This window comes from Leucobacter rhizosphaerae, assembly GCF_022919175.1.
Taxonomy (GTDB): Bacteria; Actinomycetota; Actinomycetes; order Actinomycetales; family Microbacteriaceae; genus Leucobacter; species Leucobacter rhizosphaerae.
The window spans coordinates 2110951-2127578 of the sequence record NZ_CP095043.1; the positions used below are offsets into that span (position 1 = coordinate 2110951).

Annotated in this window: 11 protein-coding genes; 3 read left to right on the forward strand and 8 right to left on the reverse strand. The window is 70.2% G+C overall.

Annotation, left to right across the window (positions count from 1 at the left end):
* Window positions 1-22: 22 nt before the first annotated feature.
* From MUN76_RS09695 to MUN76_RS09730, 8 genes are all read right to left on the reverse strand, one after another.
* Window positions 23-1336 (reverse strand): four-carbon acid sugar kinase family protein, encoded by a 1314-nt coding sequence (locus MUN76_RS09695; protein WP_244684281.1) that lies wholly within the window; start codon window positions 1334-1336, stop codon window positions 23-25.
* An 8-nt stretch (window positions 1337-1344) separates the two neighbouring features.
* Complete coding sequence (locus tag MUN76_RS09700; protein ID WP_244684283.1) at window positions 1345-2673, reverse strand: GntP family permease; 1329 nt, start codon at window positions 2671-2673, stop codon at window positions 1345-1347.
* Window positions 2674-2857: 184 nt separating this feature from the next.
* Complete coding sequence (locus MUN76_RS09705; RefSeq protein ID WP_244684285.1) at window positions 2858-3247, reverse strand: hypothetical protein; 390 nt, start codon at window positions 3245-3247, stop codon at window positions 2858-2860.
* Between the two features lie 19 nt (window positions 3248-3266).
* Complete coding sequence (locus MUN76_RS09710; RefSeq protein WP_244684287.1) at window positions 3267-4607, reverse strand: dihydrolipoamide acetyltransferase family protein; 1341 nt, start codon at window positions 4605-4607, stop codon at window positions 3267-3269.
* 58 nt (window positions 4608-4665) lie between these two features.
* On the reverse strand, window positions 4666-5667 hold the full coding sequence (locus MUN76_RS09715; RefSeq protein WP_244684289.1) for an alpha-ketoacid dehydrogenase subunit beta: 1002 nt from the start codon (window positions 5665-5667) through the stop codon (window positions 4666-4668).
* The gene (locus tag MUN76_RS09720) at window positions 5664-6848 is read right to left on the reverse strand and encodes a thiamine pyrophosphate-dependent enzyme (protein WP_244684291.1); all 1185 of its coding nucleotides are present in this window, start codon (window positions 6846-6848) and stop codon (window positions 5664-5666) included. The genes MUN76_RS09715 and MUN76_RS09720 overlap by 4 nt, the downstream gene beginning before the upstream one ends.
* On the reverse strand, window positions 6845-7975 hold the full coding sequence (locus tag MUN76_RS09725; RefSeq protein WP_244684293.1) for a histidinol-phosphate transaminase: 1131 nt from the start codon (window positions 7973-7975) through the stop codon (window positions 6845-6847). Before MUN76_RS09725 ends, MUN76_RS09720 begins: the two co-directional genes overlap by 4 nt.
* A 36-nt stretch (window positions 7976-8011) precedes the next feature.
* Complete coding sequence (locus MUN76_RS09730) at window positions 8012-8350, reverse strand: YciI family protein (protein WP_244684295.1); 339 nt, start codon at window positions 8348-8350, stop codon at window positions 8012-8014.
* A 67-nt stretch (window positions 8351-8417) separates the two neighbouring features.
* On the opposite strand from MUN76_RS09730, the gene MUN76_RS09735 reads away from it, so the two are divergent.
* The 3 genes from MUN76_RS09735 (at window position 8418) to MUN76_RS09745 (ending at window position 16577) form a co-directional block, all read left to right on the forward strand.
* Window positions 8418-8831, forward strand: a complete 414-nt coding sequence (locus tag MUN76_RS09735) for a phage holin family protein (protein ID WP_244684296.1) — start codon at window positions 8418-8420, stop codon at window positions 8829-8831.
* Window positions 8832-8951: 120 nt separating this feature from the next.
* The gene (gene purB / locus MUN76_RS09740; protein ID WP_244684298.1) at window positions 8952-10337 is read left to right on the forward strand and encodes an adenylosuccinate lyase; all 1386 of its coding nucleotides are present in this window, start codon (window positions 8952-8954) and stop codon (window positions 10335-10337) included.
* 255 nt (window positions 10338-10592) lie between these two features.
* Window positions 10593-16577: a DUF7927 domain-containing protein gene (locus tag MUN76_RS09745; RefSeq protein WP_244684300.1), complete on the forward strand. Its 5985-nt coding sequence runs from the start codon at window positions 10593-10595 to the stop codon at window positions 16575-16577.
* Window positions 16578-16628: the final 51 nt, after the last annotated feature.

The following is a 16628-nucleotide window of genomic DNA, read 5'->3' on the forward strand; positions in this document are numbered from 1 at the left end:
GGGGCGTGGCGTCCGGCGGACGTCAGGCAGGGGTCTCGAAGCGGCTCTCCGCCAGCGCGCGCAGCTGGTTCATGCAGGCCTCGGCGGTGACCTCGGTCCCGATGAGCCCGCCCTTCGTGACCACGGGGAGTCCGTCGAGCGCGCCGCCGATCACCCGGCCGTAGACGGCGAGCGGGATCACCTCGCCGACGACCTCGAAGGCCTGGATCTGTGCGATGTCGAGGATCGCGGCGGTGATGTCGCCCCCGCTGCTGTACAGGCCGGAGACGGGCACGCGCTCGACAGCGCGCAGCAGCACCTCGGCGAGCAGCTCCGGGAGCCGCTCCCGGCCCGCTGCGGAGAGGTACCCGCCCGTCGCGGGCGGCTGCACGCGCACCAGCACCTGCTGAGGGAACGCGACCGACGTCAGCGCGCCTTCGATCCGCTCGCTCAGCGCCGCGACGGGATCCGCGGGTGCTTCCGAGCCCGCACGTTCCCCCGCGAGTTCCAGCGCATCGACCTCGACGACGGTGACGAGCTCGCTCCGCGCGAGGTAGTCGGCCTGCGCGATCGACAGCTCCGTCACGCTCCCGAGCAGCGCGACGAGCGGCGGCTCCTCGGCGCGCGCGCTGCCGAGTCCGGCTGCCTGCGCGAGCAGCGCACCGAAGGGGCCCGGATCGACGGTCACCCAGCGGATGCCGGTCTGCTCCGACACCGCCGCAGCGGCGGCCGCGATCGCCTCGATGTGGTGATCGTCGGTGGCATCGCAGATGAGCAGATCCTCGTCGCCCGCCGCGAGCTGGTCGGCCAGTTGCTCACCGACGACGTGGCGCAACGAGAGGTGACGCGTCGTGAGCGCCGACTGCTGCCCGACGATCTCCGCGACCACCGAGGTGGTCATCGGGTTGTGCACGTCGTCGCGCAACTCCGTGCGCTCGAGCGGCTTGCCGTTGAGGAGTTGCACGCCGTCGACGGTCGTCCGCCCCGAAGTGGGGAACGCCGGGACGAGCAGCGCGCGGACCCGATCCCCGGGGTGCGCCGCACGTACGGCGGTCAGCGCCGCCTCGAGCTCGGCGCCGATGTTGCCCCGGAGGGTCGTGTCGATGCGCTTGACCACGAGCGCGCTGCCCGGGCTCCGCCGGATCGCCGTGGCGACCCGTTCCGCGGCTTCCTCGTGCGGCAGGTGCCGGCTGTCCGTCGTCACGATGAGCGCGTCGAACCCCGGCAGGCCACCGGTGAGACCGCTCCAGGTCACGGTCGCGGAGCGGAGGCCCGCTCGCGCGAACCGGGCGCCCGCGGCGTTCGCGCCGGTCAGGTCATCGGCGATCACCAGTACCGGATTGGAGAAGGAGGTCATGTGCGCCACTACCCGACGATCGCCCAGAGGATGAAGAGGAGCGGGATCGTCGCCGCCCAGATGGTGGTGGTCATACCGCTCCATGCTTTCATGGCGTTCACGCCGGAGAGGCCCGCGAACTTCGTGACCACCCAGAAGAACGAGTCGTTGAACTGCGAGAGCACGAAGGCGCCGCAGGCCGCTGCCATGGCAGCGAGCACTGGGTTCAGGCCGCCGTCCTGCACGAGCGGCACGGCGAGCGTTGCCGCGGTGATCATCGCGACGGTGCCGGAGCCCTGGGCGATGCGGAGCACACTCGCGATCACGAAGGGGATGAGGAAGAGCGGCAGCGGGAGCATCCCGACGCCGTCGGCCAGGTTCTTGCCGACCCCGGACTGCGTGAGCACGTTCGCAAAGGCGCCACCGGCACCGGTGATGAAGATGATGAGGCCGCCCGAGGCCGCCGCCTGTCCGAGCCAGCCGACCACGGTCTTGCGGTCGGTGCGGCGCTGCGGCAACAGGTAGGCGCCGATGATGAGGCCGATGAGGAGCGCGATGGCGGGTGCGCCGAGGAAGCCGGCGATGGCCTGCACCGGGGAGTCCGGGATGAGCGCCTTCGTCACAGTGTTGCCGATGATGAGCAGGATCGGCACGAGCAGCGGGATCGCCGCGCGACCGGCGCTGATGACGGGGCGCGTGTCGGCCTCCGCCTCCTCATCGGCGAACATGGTGTGATCGCGGAACGGCTCGAGGCGCTTGCCCATGATGCGGGCGTAGGTCAGCACGACGGGGATCAGCACGAGGATGAACGGGATGCCCACGAGGAACATGACGCCGAGGTCCACGCCGAGGAGGCCCGCGACGGCCAGCGGGCCGGGGGTCGGCGGCACGAGCGTGTGGCTCAGCACGAGACCACCGGCGAGGGCGAGCGAGAGCCCGACGACCGGCTGCTGCGCCTTGCGGGCGAGCGAACGGGCGAGGGGGTGCAGCATGACGTAGCCGCTGTCGCAGAACACCGGGATCGAGACGACGGCTCCGGTGGCGGTCATCGCAACACGCTCGCGCCCCTTGCCGAAGAGCTTGATGAAGGATCTGGCGAGCGCGTCGGCGCCGCCCGTCACCTCCAGCAGTTTGCCGAGCGACACCCCGAGACCGATCACGATGCCGATGCTCGCGAGGGTGTTGCCGAAACCCGCGGTCATCATGTCGACGAGTTCGAGCGGCGCAACGCCCGCGATGACACCCGTGACGATCGCGCCGAGCAGCAGTGCCGGGAAGGCGTCGAGGCGGGTGAGCAGAATGATGAGAATGACCGTCGCCACCCCGCCGAGCAGGGCTACGAGCAATTGAAGGTCCACGTCGACCGCCTCCGAATCAGATTAAAGCGCGCAGTTACGAGAGTGTTTCTGAGCGATTACATCACTTTAACCACCGCGTGCGGGCGTGTCAAAACTGAAGCATCCACTCTATTCGGCCGAGTCAACCTCATCCAGGCGACGCGAAAGTGAACGTTTCTGTCACTTTGACGGAGGTAGTGGGGCCCTACCGCCACCACAGGCTGAGGATGCTCCCCAGCACCGGGAAGGCCAGCACGAACCCCGGCAGGCACAGCACCGCGGCGATGAGCCCCCAGACCAGCGTGGCCCGGGATCCCGCGCGGAGCCCCCACACCCCGCCGACGATGCTCATCGGCACCAGCAGCAGACAGGCGATCCACATCACGGTGAGCCAGGTCAACCCGGCCCAGCTGTTCGAGAAGATCAGGAACCCGATCCAGAACACCACGAGGGCGACGTACGGGATCGACACCAGCGAGGTCGAGGCCCGGCTCTTCCACTCCGCCTGCCGGGTCACCTGCCACTCCCCCGGGTGTCCGGGGGTGCCGGAATCTCCGGGAGGTCCGGGGGTACCCGGCGTGCTGCCGTCGCTCATGCGTCGCTCCGCCCGGAGGTCAGTCGAGCAGGAGCGCCGGCTCTTCGAGCACCGACGCGACGTCGGCGACGAAGCGCGAGATCACGTCGCCGTCCACGATCCGGTGATCGAACGACCCGCCCACGGTGGTCACCATGCGCGGTCGCACCTCACCGTCGACGACCCACGGCTTCTCCTTGATCGTGCCCATCGCCATGATCGCGCACTCGCCCGGGTTCAGGATCGGGGTGCCGAAGTCCATGCCGAAGACGCCGATGTTCGTGATCGTGATGGTGCCGTTCTGCATCTGCGCGGGCTGCGTACGGCCGTCCCGCGCCGTGATCGTGAGCTGCTCGATCGCCTTCGCAAGATCGAGCAGGCTGAGCTCCTGAGCGTCCTTGATGTTCGGCACGATGAGGCCGCGCGGGGTCGCCGCGGCGATCCCGAGGTTCACGAAGTTGCGCCGGATGATCTCGGTCTCGGTGAACGTGGAGTTGATCTCGGGGTTGCGCCGGATCGCCCACAGCATCGCCTTCGCGAAGATCAGCAGGGGCGACACCTTCGTGCCCGCGAAGTCGGTGGAGCTCTTCAGCCGCTTCACGAACTCCATCGTGCGGGTCGCATCGACGTCGGTGAAGACGCTGACGTGCGGCGCCTCGTTGGAGCTCGTGACCATCGCCTGGGCGGTCATCTTGCGCACGCCCTTCAGCGGGATCCGCTCCTCGCGGGCCTCCGACGCCTCCGGGGTGACGATGTTGCGGAACACGCTCGCCTGCGACGCCTGCCGCACGACGTCGTCGCGGAGGATCTCTCCCGCGATCCCGCTCCCGGACACCGTGGAGAGGTCGACGCCGAGATCCTTCGCGAGCTTCCGGATCGGGGGCTTCGCGATGATCGGGGACGCCTCGGCGACGGGGATCGCGGCGGCGCCGGATCCCGCCCCGCCCGCCAGCAGCGGCTCCCCGCCGCGCCGGCGGCGCGACTGCGCCGAGCCCGCGGTGCCGTACCCGACGAGCACCGCTCCACCCGACTCCTCGTGCTCAACGCTGGCAGCCGCATCGGCCACGGCGTCGCGCGTCTCGTCGGCCACCGGATCGCTCGCGGGCTCGGGAGCGGTCGCGGCGGCGACATCGTCACCACCCTCGACGGTCACCCGCAGGATCGGGTCGCCGACGGGAACGGTCTGCCCCACCTCGACGAGCACCTCGGCTACGACACCCGTGAAGGGCGACGGCAGCTCGACGAGCGACTTCGCCGTCTCGATCTCGCAGATCACCTGGTTCAGCGCGACGGTGTCTCCCGCGGCGACGTGCCAGGTGACGATCTCGGCCTCGGTCAGTCCCTCGCCGACATCGGGGAGGGGGAAGGTCATCTCGCTCATGGGTGACTCCAGTGGTCTCGGCGGTGATTCGCTATGCGGGTGCGGCGGGCGCGGCGGGTCAGTAGTGCATCGTTCGGTCGACCGCTTCGAGCACGCGGTCGGCGTCGGGGAGGAAGAGCGGTTCGATGGCGGCGGCGGGGAACGGCACGTCGTACCCCGACACCCGCAGCACCGGCGCCTGCAGCGAGTAGAAGGCGCGTTCCGCGACGGTCGCCGCGATCTCACTCCCCACACTCGCATTACCCGAGGCCTCCTGCGCGACGACGAGGCGTCCCGTCTTCCGCACCGAGGCGAGCAGCGGCTCGTAGTCGATCGGCGACACGGTGCGCAGGTCGATGACCTCGATGCTCGTGCCCTCCGCCTGCGCGATCTCCGCGGCCTGGAGCAGCGTGGTCACCATCGCCCCGAATCCCACCACGGTGCAGTCGGTGCCGACGCGCGCGACTCGGCTCTGGTGCAGCTCGACGGCCGGCGCCGCGGGATCGACCTCGCCCTTGTGCCAGTACTTCGCCTTCGGCTCGAAGAAGAGCACCGGGTCGTTCGAGGCGATCGACTGCTGGATCATCCAGTAGGCGTCGTTCGCCGTCGAGGGCGCGACGACGCGCAGCCCCGGGGTGTGCGCGAAGTACGCCTCCGGGCTCTCCTCGTGGTGCTCGATCGAGTTGATGTGCCCCCCGTAGGGCACGCGGATCACGATCGGCATGTCGACCATGCCGTCGTGCCGCGCGCGGATCTTCGCGAGCTGCGTGGTGATCTGGTTGAACGCGGGGAAGATGAAGCCGTCGAACTGGATCTCGACGACGGGCCGGTAGCCGCGCAGCGCGAGGCCGATCGCACTCCCGACGATGCCGGCCTCGGCGAGCGGGGTGTCGAGCACCCGGGCGGAACCGAACTCGGCCTGCAGCTTGTCGGTGACGCGGAAGACGCCGCCGAGCGGCCCGATGTCCTCACCCATGAGCAGCACGCGGTCGTCGGCGGCCATCGCGGTGCGCAGCCCCTCGTTGATGGCCCGCGCGACCGGCAGGGTGGTGCGCTCCGCGAGCGTCGCGATCTCGGTCATGCGGTGCTCTCCTCGAACGACGACTCGTACCGTGCGAACCAGGCGCGCTGCTCGTCGATCCGCGGGTGCGGTTCGGCGTAGACATGGGCGAACATCGAGTCGGGATCCGGCGCCGGCAGGGTCAGGATCTGGTCGCGCACGACCTTGGCCTCACGGTCGGCCGTCTCGGCGACCTCCGCGAAGAAGGCGTCGTCGACGCCGAGGCTCCGCAGGTGCCCCTCGAGGCGGCGGATCGGATCCCGCAGCTGCCAGGCCTCGAGCTCTCCGTCGGGCCGGTAGCGGGTGGGGTCGTCGGCGGTGGTGTGCGCGCCGATGCGGTAGGTGAGCGCTTCGATGTACCCGGGGCCGGCGCCCTCGCGCGCGAGGCGCAGGTAGCGGCGGCCGACGGCATAGGCCGCGAGCGGGTCGTTGCCGTCGATCTGCACGGCGCGGATCCCGAAGCCGAGCGCGCGCCGGTAGAGCGGGGTGCGCGACTGCCGGGTCACCGGCACCGAGATCGCCCAGCCGTTGTTCTGCACGACGAAGACCTCGGGGGTCTGGTAGCTGGCCGCGAACACCATCGCCTCGTTGGGGTCGCCCTGGCTCGATGTGCCGTCGCCGTAGAAGACCATCGTGGCCTCGCCCGTCTCGATGCCGGCCTCACCGGCGTCGAGGGCCGTGTCGCCCGCGCGCCGCTTGGCGTCGAGCACCTGGCCGAGCGCGTGACCGGTGGCGTGCTGCGTCTGCGAGCCGAGCACGAGCGTGTAGAGGTGCACGTTGCCGTTGGCCGGATCGGTGATGTCCCAGCCGCCGTGCGTCATGCCGCGGAACTGCGCCGCGATCGCCAGCCGGTCGACGCCGCGCACGTTCGCGACGAGGTGCTCGCGGTACGCGGGGAAGACGTGGTCCTGCGGCTCGGTGGCCCGAACGAGGCCGACCTGGCAGCCCTCCTGGCCGACGCTCGGCACCCAGAGGGCGAGCTGACCCTGACGCTGCAGGTGGGTGCACTCGGTGTCGAACGCACGGGTGCCGACCATGTCGCGGTACCACTGCGAGAAGTCGTCGACGCCGACGTTCGCGAGCTCGTCGGCGAACGCCGCGGCCGTGGCCGAGGGCGCGTAGGCCCCGTCGTCATCGAGAAAGCGGATCGGCTCGGGATCAGCGCCTCCGTGAAGCGGGTCGATCATGCTGTGCGTACTCATCTCGACCCAGTGTAATCAGCCCCGGGTGCGTCGGAGCGGATATGTTCGGCCAGGAAACCGCGCACGATGTCGAGCACGACGGGCACACTCTCGGCCTCCCCGACCGAGATCCGCACCCCCGCTCCGGCGAACGGACGCACCAGGGTTCCGGCCTCAGCGAAGGCCGTCGCGAGGGCGACCGGATCGACGTGCTCGCTCCGCGGGATCCAGACGAAGTTGCCCTGGGCCTCGGGAATCGCGAGGCCCAGGCTGCGGAGCGCTGCGGCGAGCGCGTCCCGCCGCTCGACGAGCACGGCGATGCGCTCCGCGTGCGCAGCGCGAGCCGCGGGCTCGAGGGAGGCGCGCGCGGCGGTCTCCGCGAGCCCCGTCACGGAGAGCGGGATCCCGACGCTCGCGGCGGCGGCGAGGATCGCGGGGTCGCCGACGCCGTACCCCACTCGCAGCGCTGCGAGACCGTAGGCCTTGGAGAAGGTGCGCAGCACCACCAGGTTCGAGTAACGGCCGAGCGCCTCCTCCCCGCGCACCGCGTCGGGGTCGGTGACGAACTCGCGATAGGCCTCGTCGAGCACGACGAGGGTGTCGGCGGGCACGCGCTGCATGAACCGCTCGAACGCGTCGCGCCGGATCGTCGGACCCGTCGGGTTGTTCGGGGTGCAGAGCAGGATCACCCGGGTGCGCTCGGTGATCGCGTCGGCCATTGCATCGAGGTCGTGCTCGGCGCGATCGGTGAGCGGCACGGGCACGTTGATCGCGCCGGACGCGAGCCCGAGCGACGGGTACGCCTCGAAGCTCGGCCACGCGAACACCACCTCGTCCCCCGAGCCCGCCGCCGCCTGCACCAGATGGAAGAGGATCGCAACCGATCCGGCACCGAGGTGCACGTGGTCGATTGACGTCTCGAACTCGGCGGCGATCGCCGCGCGCAGATCCGGCATGGCCGCGGCCGCGTAGCGGTGGATGTCAGTGCGCCCGGCGATCGCGTCGAGCACCCCGGGCAGCGGAGGGAACGGGTTCTCGTTGCTCGAGAGTTTGAAGCCCGGCTTCGTGGGGGTGGCCCCCTGCCGGTAGGCGGGCACCGCGAGCACATCGGCGCGAAGACGGACGGGTGGCCGGGCGGAGTCACTCATGGTGCAGAGTCTATGACGCCCGATCCCGCCGGCCCCTCAGCTCGCGGGGTCGAACATGAACTCGCGCAGCTCCTGCGCGCAGCCGCACGCCTCCGCCAGTCTCCGAGCCCACTCGGCCGCCTCCTCGCGCGTGGGCACCTCCAGCACCGTGAACCCGCCGGTGAGCCGGCTGCCCGGGTACGGCTCCGGGTCGGACGTGCCGTCGGCGAGGATCCGTACCGGTGCGACGGCCTCATTGATCCCGCCGCCGAAGACGTAGACCCCGGCGACCTTCGCCGCCTCGATCACCGCGCGCGACTCACGGGAGGCGCGCTCGAACTCCTCCGGCGCGAGCACGAGCGCCTCGCTCGGAAAGGAGATGAGGAACTTGGTCATGCTCCGATGGTGCCACTCGGGCACGCGGGAATCCAGCGCGGTCGGCCCGGAATGAGAGAATAGGGCCATGCGCTCAGTCATCCGCGTTCTCGTCAGCGCCTTCGCCCTCTGGCTCACCACGCTCATCGTGGGGGGCAGCGGCGACCACGGCGTCTGGATCCGGCCCATCAACGACGACCAGTACGGGCACCTCGTGACCCTGCTGATCGTGGCGCTCATCTTCGGTCTCGTCAACGGCACGCTCGGCCGGGTGGTGCGGTTCGTGTCGATCCCGCTCTACATCCTCACCCTCGGGCTGTTCGGCCTCATCGTGAACGGCATCATGTTCGCGGTCGTGGCCTGGCTCTCCGATCTCGCGGGCTTCGGTTTGCAGATCGACGGCTTCTGGTGGGGCGTGCTCGCGGCGCTCGTGATGTCGATCCTCTCCGGGATCATGAACGGCCTGCTCGGCACCAATCGCACCCGCGATCGCGACCGCTGACCCCTCAGATGTCGCCCCGTGCGGCGCGGGATCCCGCCTCGTCGCACCGCATGGAAGAATAGAGAGCGGTTCGCGCACGCTCGCGCGCAAGGCCCTCGCCCCGACCTGCACGGAGATGCCATGACCCCCCTGCCCCCGCAGCCCATCAGCCCGCTCGACGGACGCTACCGCGCGGCGGTCGCGGGACTCGGCGACACCCTCTCGGAGGCGGGGCTCAACAAGGCGCGCGTGCACGTCGAGGTCGAGTGGCTCATCTATCTGACGTCGCACTCCCTGCTCGGCGGCACCCCCCTGAGCGAGGAGCAGATCACGACCCTGCGCGCGTGGGCGGCCGGCTTCGGACAGGCCGAGATCGACACGCTCGCCGAGATCGAGGCGACGACGCAGCACGACGTGAAGGCCGTCGAGTACCTGGTGCGGGCGCAGCTCAGCGCGCAGGGGCTCGACGCGATCGCCGAGCTCACGCACGTGTGCTGCACGAGCGAGGACATCAACAACCTCTCCTACGCACTCACTGTGCAGCAGGCCGTCGCCGACGTCTGGCGACCGCGCTTCGAGCGGGTCATCGCCGAGATCGCCCGCCAGGCCGAGGAATACCGCGAGCTCCCGATGATGAGCCGCACGCACGGGCAGCCGGCGACGCCGACCACACTCGGCAAGGAGCTCGCGGTGTTCGTGCACCGCCTGGAGCGCCAGCTCAACCAGATCGCCGACATCGAGTACCTCGGCAAGTTCTCGGGGGCGACCGGCACGTTCGCCGCGCACCTGGCCGCCGATCCCGACACCGACTGGCTGCAGGTGTCCCAGGAGTTCGTCGAGGGGCTCGGACTCGACTGGAACCCGCTCACCACCCAGATCGAATCGCACGACTGGCAGGCGGAGCTCTACACGCGCATCGCGCACGCGAACCGGATCCTGCACAACCTCGCCACCGACATCTGGAGCTACATCTCCATCGGGTACTTCCGGCAGATCCCGGTCGCGGGCGCCACCGGCTCCTCCACCATGCCGCACAAGGTCAACCCGATCCGCTTCGAGAACGCCGAGGCGAACCTCGAGCTCTCGAACGCGATCCTCGACTCCCTCGCGGCCACGCTCGTCACGAGCCGCTGGCAGCGCGATCTCACCGACTCCTCGGCGCAGCGCAACATCGGCGTCGGCTTCGGGCACTCGGTGCTCGCACTCGACAACATCCTGAAGGGGCTCGGCCAGATCGACGCGGCGCCCGAGGTGCTCGCGGCGGATCTCGACGCGAACTGGGAGGTGCTCGGCGAAGCGATCCAGACCGTGATCCGCGCCGAGGTCGCCTCCGGCCGCTCGACCATCAGCGATCCCTACGCCGCGCTCAAGGAGCTCACTCGGGGCCGCCGCATCGGCCAGGCCGACCTCATCGAGTTCGTCGAGGGCCTCGAGATCGGCGCGGAGGCGAAGGCGCGGCTGCTCGCCCTCACTCCGGCGACCTACATCGGCGATGCAGTGCGGCTGCTCGACGTGCTCAAGCGCTGATCTCGTCAGCGGAGTGACCCGGCGCTCCGTTCCCGCTCTACGTAATCTCCACTGAGACCGCCGCAACGGTCTCGTTTGGTGTCCCTGCAACACGTATTGGACACCCAATGCACCCCTATTTTGCACCCCAGAAGTACGTAGTTTTCACGGTCCCGCTTTGTACACGCAAACCCTACCGTTGCCACCACACGACGGCCGTTCGCGAGTCGCGGGCCGGCCACAACGGGGTGGGGGCGCATCATGCGTGGAAACACAGTGGGATCTGCAGGGGAGCACTTCGGAGCACGGAGCGGGCGTCGACGCCGCACCGGCAGGCGGGCCTTCGGCCTCGCCGCGCTGGTACTCACACCGGCGCTCGCGTTCGGCATGACGTTCACCGACCTCGGCACGATCGTCGCCGCGCAGGCGGTGGACGAGCCGGCGACGATCGCACCGACGCCGCCGAGCGACGTCCAGGTCGCCCAGGAGACCCCCGCACCTCCCACCGAGACTCCCCCGGCCGAAGAGCCCACCGAGGTGACGCCGACGCCCGCGCCACCGGTCGAAGAGCCGACGCCGGCCGAGGAGCCGACCGAGCCGCCGACGGAGACCCCCGCGGAGCCGCCGGTGGAGCCGGAGGAGCCGGCGACCGATCCCACCGCGAAACCCGCACCGGACGCGAAGGACGCGACGGAGGAACTGGTGACGCCGCTGTCCATTCCGGCGCCGACCGACACGACCGCGGTGATCACCGTGAAGGTGGGCGGCATCCGCACCACCGTCACCCAGGTCTCGAACCTCGCCGGGGTCACCCTGCAGCTCTACAACGGCGGCTCCGGCGGGCCCGACCCGAGCCCGCGGCCCGAGCCCTGGGCGACCTGCGTCTCCGACGCGGACGGCGACTGCAGCTTCACGATCCCGGACACCCAGAGGCGCTCCGGGAGCACCCCCGCGGGCGTGAACCGCGATGCGCGGTTCTGGATCAAGCAGGCCGGGGTGCCGAACGGCTACTTCATGAACGCCACCCTGGCGACCGGGGAGAACCCCTCGAGCGCGACCTATCAGTTCCGCACCGGAGAGGATCTGCAGGCCGGCAACACCTACTCCTCGCAGGCCGACTTCATGTACGCCACCGGCAACTCGAGCAACAACGCGTCGGGCGGGATCTGGCAGCAGTCGCGCACGAACCCCGTCTTCACCGACAGGTGCGGGATCCGGGTCGCGATGATCGTCGACCTCTCGGGCTCGGTGTCGCCGTACATCTCCCAGTTGCGCACCGCAGCGAAGGGCTTCGTCGACGCACTCACCGGCACGCCCAGCTCGATGGCGCTGTTCACCTTCGCAAGCGGCGCCCCCGCGGGCGGCGGGTCGAACCTCGACGTCACCGGCATCGCCACCCCGGCGGGTGCCACCACCGTGAAGAACCGCATCGACACCTACACCGCGAGCGGCGGCACGAACTGGGACCGCGGCATCTTCCAGGCGGCGGCGAGCGCTGCGCAGTTCGACGTCGCGATCGTGCTCACCGACGGCAATCCCACCCTGTACGCCGGTGGCGAGGGCCCGGGAGACCGCACGCGATTCCGCGAGGTGGAGAACGGGATCTTCTCGGCAAACGCGCTGAAGGCCAAGAACACCAAGGTCATCGCGTTCGGCGTCGGTGACGGGGTGAGCGGCTCACCCGCCAACCTCCGGGCCATCTCCGGCACCACCGCTGGGGTCGATTACTACCAGTCCGCCGACTACGCGGCGGCGGGCGCCACCCTCCGGCAGCTCGCGCTCGGCAACTGCGCCGGTTCCGTCTCGGTCGTCAAGCAGGTCGTTCCCTCCACCAACACCGGCGAGAACATCTCCGGTGCCGTACCCGCCTCCGGCTGGGGCTTCACCGCCGCCACGGCCACACCCGGCGTGACCCCGGCGACGCAGAGCGGTTCGACTGACGGCACCGGCGCCGTGAACTTCCCCCTCACCTACACCGCGGGTACGAGCTCGGCGGCCGTGAACATCGCGGAGGCGCAGCAGCCCGGGTACAGCATCGTGACGCAGGCCGGCAAGCGCGCCGTGTGCAAGATCGTCGGCAGCGGGGCGGCCGTCACCGTGACCAATGATCCCGGGAACCCCAACGGGTTCTCGGTCGACGCGCCGGCCGCTGCTCCGGTGACCTGCACCGTGTACAACCGGCCGCCGCTGCCGCAGGCCAGCATCACCGTGAACAAGACCTGGGTCGTGAACGGCACCACCTATACCGACGGCGACCAGCCGATCGGCATCGGGGCGCAGCTCCAGCTCGGCGGCACGGACCAGGCGTGGGGCACGCCCCGCGACGGACTCACCGTCGGCAGCTCCCTCCAGGTCTCGGAGCAGATGCGGTTCGTCGGCCGTGATCTCTGCACGCTGACGAGCCAGGGCATCACCGCGAAGGACGGCCAGCCGTTCGAGGCCGCACTCCCCTTCACGGCGCCCATCGACGCCACGCACACCTACACCGTCACGAACGTGGTGACGTGCACCGCCGAGCTCACGCTCGTGAAGCAGGTGCAGAACGGCGACGCGGATCCGACGAGCTGGACGCTCGACGCGGTCGCCCCGGGCGGCGCACTGCCCGGCCCGAACGGCACGACCGGGACCCCGAGCGCCACCGCGCCGGTCACGCCGGGTGTCTCCTACCCGCTCGCCGAGTCCGGCGGCGATCCGCGCTACCTGCAGTCGATCGGCCTGAACGGCAATCCGCAGTCGCCATCCACCGGCAGCTGGGCCTGCGTGCAGCTCGACGCCCAGGGCCAGGTCGTGCCCGGGTTCTCCGACGGCCTGAACGGCGCGGTCATCGTGCCGCTCGGCTTCAAGGTGCGCTGCACCGCGGTCAACCGCACCGCCACACTCACCCTCGCCAAGGAGGTCGTGAACGACCACGGCGGCACCCGGGTGCCGAGTGATTGGGACCTGACCGCGACTCCGACCGGCGAGTTCCCGGCCGGTCTCGAACCGGAGACGGTCACCGGAGACGCCGATGGCCGCAGCTTCTCGGTGCGACCCGGGACGCCCTACGCGCTCACCGAAACCGCCCTCGCGGGCTACACGCTCGGCTCGCTCAAGTGCGACACGGGTCCGGGCGGCAGCCTCGTCGATGCGACGACCGTGACGGTTCCCGCGCTCGGTCACACGACCTGCGTGTTCGTGAACGAGGATCAGGGTGCCACCCTGACCCTGGTGAAGGTCGTCGAGCAGGGCTCGAGCGGCGCGACCACCCCGGCGTCCGCGTGGACCCTCACCGCGAGCGGGCCGAACGACACGGTCACGGGCGCGGGCAACTCGCCCGAGGTCACGAACCAGTCCGTCGACGCGGGCACCTACGCGCTCTCCGAGAGCGCAACACCCGGCGGCTACACCGCCTCCGACTGGAGCTGCACCGGAGCCTCGGAATCGGACGGCGCGTCCGTCACGCTGGTTCCCGGGAGCAACGCCACCTGCACCATCACGAACACTGCCGTGAAGCCGACGCTCACGCTGCAGAAGGACGTGGAGAACGCGCACGGCGGATCCCGCAGTGCGACAGAGTTCCCGCTGACCGCTTCGGGCCCCACCACCGTGAGCGGTATCAGCGGGACACCAGAGGTGACGACGGTGGCGGTGCCGATCGGCGCGTACACGCTGAGTGAGACGAACCCGGATCCCCTGGGGTACGCGTTCGACGAGCTCACATGCACGAACCGCGGCACCCCCCTCGGCACCGACCTCGAGGACCCGACCGCCACCCTGACGCTCGGAGACGCCGTGGTCTGCACCTACACCAACGTCGATCGGCCGGCCACGCTGACGCTGATCAAGGACGTCGACGCGGGTGAGAGCGGGAGCACCCGGGAACCCGCGGACTGGACGCTGACCGCCGATCCCGACGGCATCGAGGGACAGGATCCCGTGTCGGGCAACGGCACCGGCGTCGAGAGCGAGGGCGGCGTCGAAGCAGTCACCGTGTTCGCGGGCGACTACACCCTCTCCGAAGAGGGCCCCGCCGGGTTCGACGCCGGGGACTGGGTGTGCGAGGGCGGAGTCGTCGATGACGACCGGGTCACCGTACCGAACGGCGGCAACGTGATCTGCACGATCACCAATACCGCGGTGTCGCCCCGGCTCACGCTGATCAAGGTCGTCGACAACGGCACGACCGGGGGTGACTCCACGCCCGCTGATTGGGCGCTGACCGGTGAGGGCCCGACGCCCATCACCGGGTACACGGGCGACCCGAGCATCACGGACGCTCCCGTGCAGGTCGGCACCTACGACCTGTCCGAGGTCGGCACCGACGTCGGATACACCGAGGGACCGTGGGTGTGCGTCGGCGGCGTGCAGATGAACGAGTTCATCACCCTCGCCGAGGGCGATGACGTGACCTGCACGATCACGAACACCGCGGTCGAGTCGTCCTGGACGATCTCGAAGCACAGCACCCCGGCGAGCGGCTCGACGGTACTCCCCGGCGAACTGATCGAGTACACGCTCACCGCCACCCACACGGGCGGCGTGCAGCCGGTCGACGTCGTCATCACCGACGACCTGTCGGACGTGCTCGACGACGCGGAGCTCGAGGGCACCCCGAGCGCGACCGTCGGGACCGCCGCACTCACCGGCACCACCCTCGAGTGGACGATGGACACGTTCTCGGGCACGGCCACCGCGACCTACACGGTCCGGGTCGACGAGGATGCGTACAACGCGACCCTGCACAACGTGGTCACTCCCCCGAAGGGTTCCACCTGCGAGGGCGACTGCGAGACGACCCACTCCACCCCGGGCTGGCGGCTCACGAAGAGCAGCGATCCCGTCTCGGGCAGTGTGGTCGATCCCTCGAGCACGGTCGAGTACACCCTGCACGCGCTCAACACGAGCGGGGCGACCGTGAGCGGAGCAACGGCGATCGACGACCTGAGCGACGTGCTCGACGACGCGGTCCTGCTGCAACCCCTCCCGGCCGGGCTGACCTACGACCCCGAGGCGCAGGAGCTGCGGTGGGACATCCCCACCCTGGCGCCGGGCGACCCCGAGGCGACGATCAGCTACAGCGTCATCGTGAACGCCGACGCGTACGGCAAGGTGATCGCCAACGTGGTGACTCCCGGCACACCGGGCGGCGAGTGCCCGGTGACCACACCGGACCTGCTCGAGCCCACGCGGAGCGCGATCGAGATCGATGACGACTGCGACACGACGGTCCGCGTCCGCGACGTCAACCTGGCGATCGCGAAGTCGCATGCACCGATCCCCGAGGGAGCCGTCGACTCCGGGAAGGACGAGGTCATCGACTACACCCTCCTCGTCTCGAACATCGGTGTCGACGCGGCGACCGAGGTGACGGTGACCGACACGCTCCCCGCGGGCCTGAGCTACGTCGAGGGCACTCTGGTGGCCCCGGCGGGCTGGACCGCGGAGTTCGTGGACGGGGTGTTCACGGCCACCTTCCCCGGCCCCTTCGCCGCGGGAGACACCGCCGAGTTCACCTTCGACGCGCTCGTCGGCACGCTCTCCCGACCGAGTGACGCCGAGCCGTTCCCGGCCATCGAGAACACGGCCTGCGTGAGCGAGGGCGAACCCGACACGGACCCGAGCGACAACTGCGCAACGGACACCACCCCGGTGAAGTCGATCGCGGTCACCGCCGACGCCGTCTGCATCGCGGATACGCCCTACGCGTCCTACACGGTGACCCCGTTCAATGTCTCCGCTGACCCCTGGATCGCCTTGATCTGGTGGACACCCGCGGCCTACGCCGATCGGGACCCCTCGATCAGCGCCGATGACACCGCGGCGCTCCTCGCCGATGGCGCCTCCCAGGTCGATCGGATCGAGATGCCGGTCGGCTGGACGAGCGGCACCCCGATCGAGGGACAGATCCTCTGGCCGGGAGCCGAGGTGGACGCGGCCGGCAATCCGATCGCCTGGCCCGGGTGGACGCAGCGGGCCGACGGCACCTGGGTGCTGGATCCCGACGCTCCGTTCTACGACCTCCGCGCCGAGGCCGTGATGGAGATCCGGATCAACCCGTCGAGCGACTCCCAGCTGGTCTACCCGCCGGCCACGCCGAACTGCAACCCGGCGCCGCCCGAGAACCCGCCCCACCCGACCCCGGCGCCGACCCCGCGCGGACTCGTGACGACCGGGTCGGAGCTGGCACCGCTCGTGGCCACGGGCATCGGCCTCCTCGCCCTCGGTGCGGCGCTCGGGATCGTGGCGCTGCGCCGCCGGCACCGTCGCAGCCGCGGCGTATAGCTCGGGATCGGTGCGCTGGGGGTCGGAGACGGCCCCCAGCGCTACGATGTC

What these genes read in the sequence shown, in the direction of transcription:
- MUN76_RS09695 (WP_244684281.1), bottom strand. Translation starts at nt 1,336, where the DNA reads ATGACCTCCTTCTCCAATCCGGTACTGGTGATCGCCGATGACCTGACC.
- MUN76_RS09705 (WP_244684285.1), bottom strand. Translation starts at nt 3,247, where the DNA reads ATGAGCGACGGCAGCACGCCGGGTACCCCCGGACCTCCCGGAGATTCC.
- MUN76_RS09710 (WP_244684287.1), bottom strand. Translation starts at nt 4,607, where the DNA reads ATGAGCGAGATGACCTTCCCCCTCCCCGATGTCGGCGAGGGACTGACC.
- MUN76_RS09715 (WP_244684289.1), bottom strand. Translation starts at nt 5,667, where the DNA reads ATGACCGAGATCGCGACGCTCGCGGAGCGCACCACCCTGCCGGTCGCG.
- MUN76_RS09720 (WP_244684291.1), bottom strand. Translation starts at nt 6,848, where the DNA reads ATGAGTACGCACAGCATGATCGACCCGCTTCACGGAGGCGCTGATCCC.
- MUN76_RS09725 (WP_244684293.1), bottom strand. Translation starts at nt 7,975, where the DNA reads ATGAGTGACTCCGCCCGGCCACCCGTCCGTCTTCGCGCCGATGTGCTC.
- MUN76_RS09730 (WP_244684295.1), bottom strand. Translation starts at nt 8,350, where the DNA reads ATGACCAAGTTCCTCATCTCCTTTCCGAGCGAGGCGCTCGTGCTCGCG.
- MUN76_RS09735 (WP_244684296.1), top strand. Translation starts at nt 8,418, where the DNA reads ATGCGCTCAGTCATCCGCGTTCTCGTCAGCGCCTTCGCCCTCTGGCTC.
- purB (WP_244684298.1), top strand. Translation starts at nt 8,952, where the DNA reads ATGACCCCCCTGCCCCCGCAGCCCATCAGCCCGCTCGACGGACGCTAC.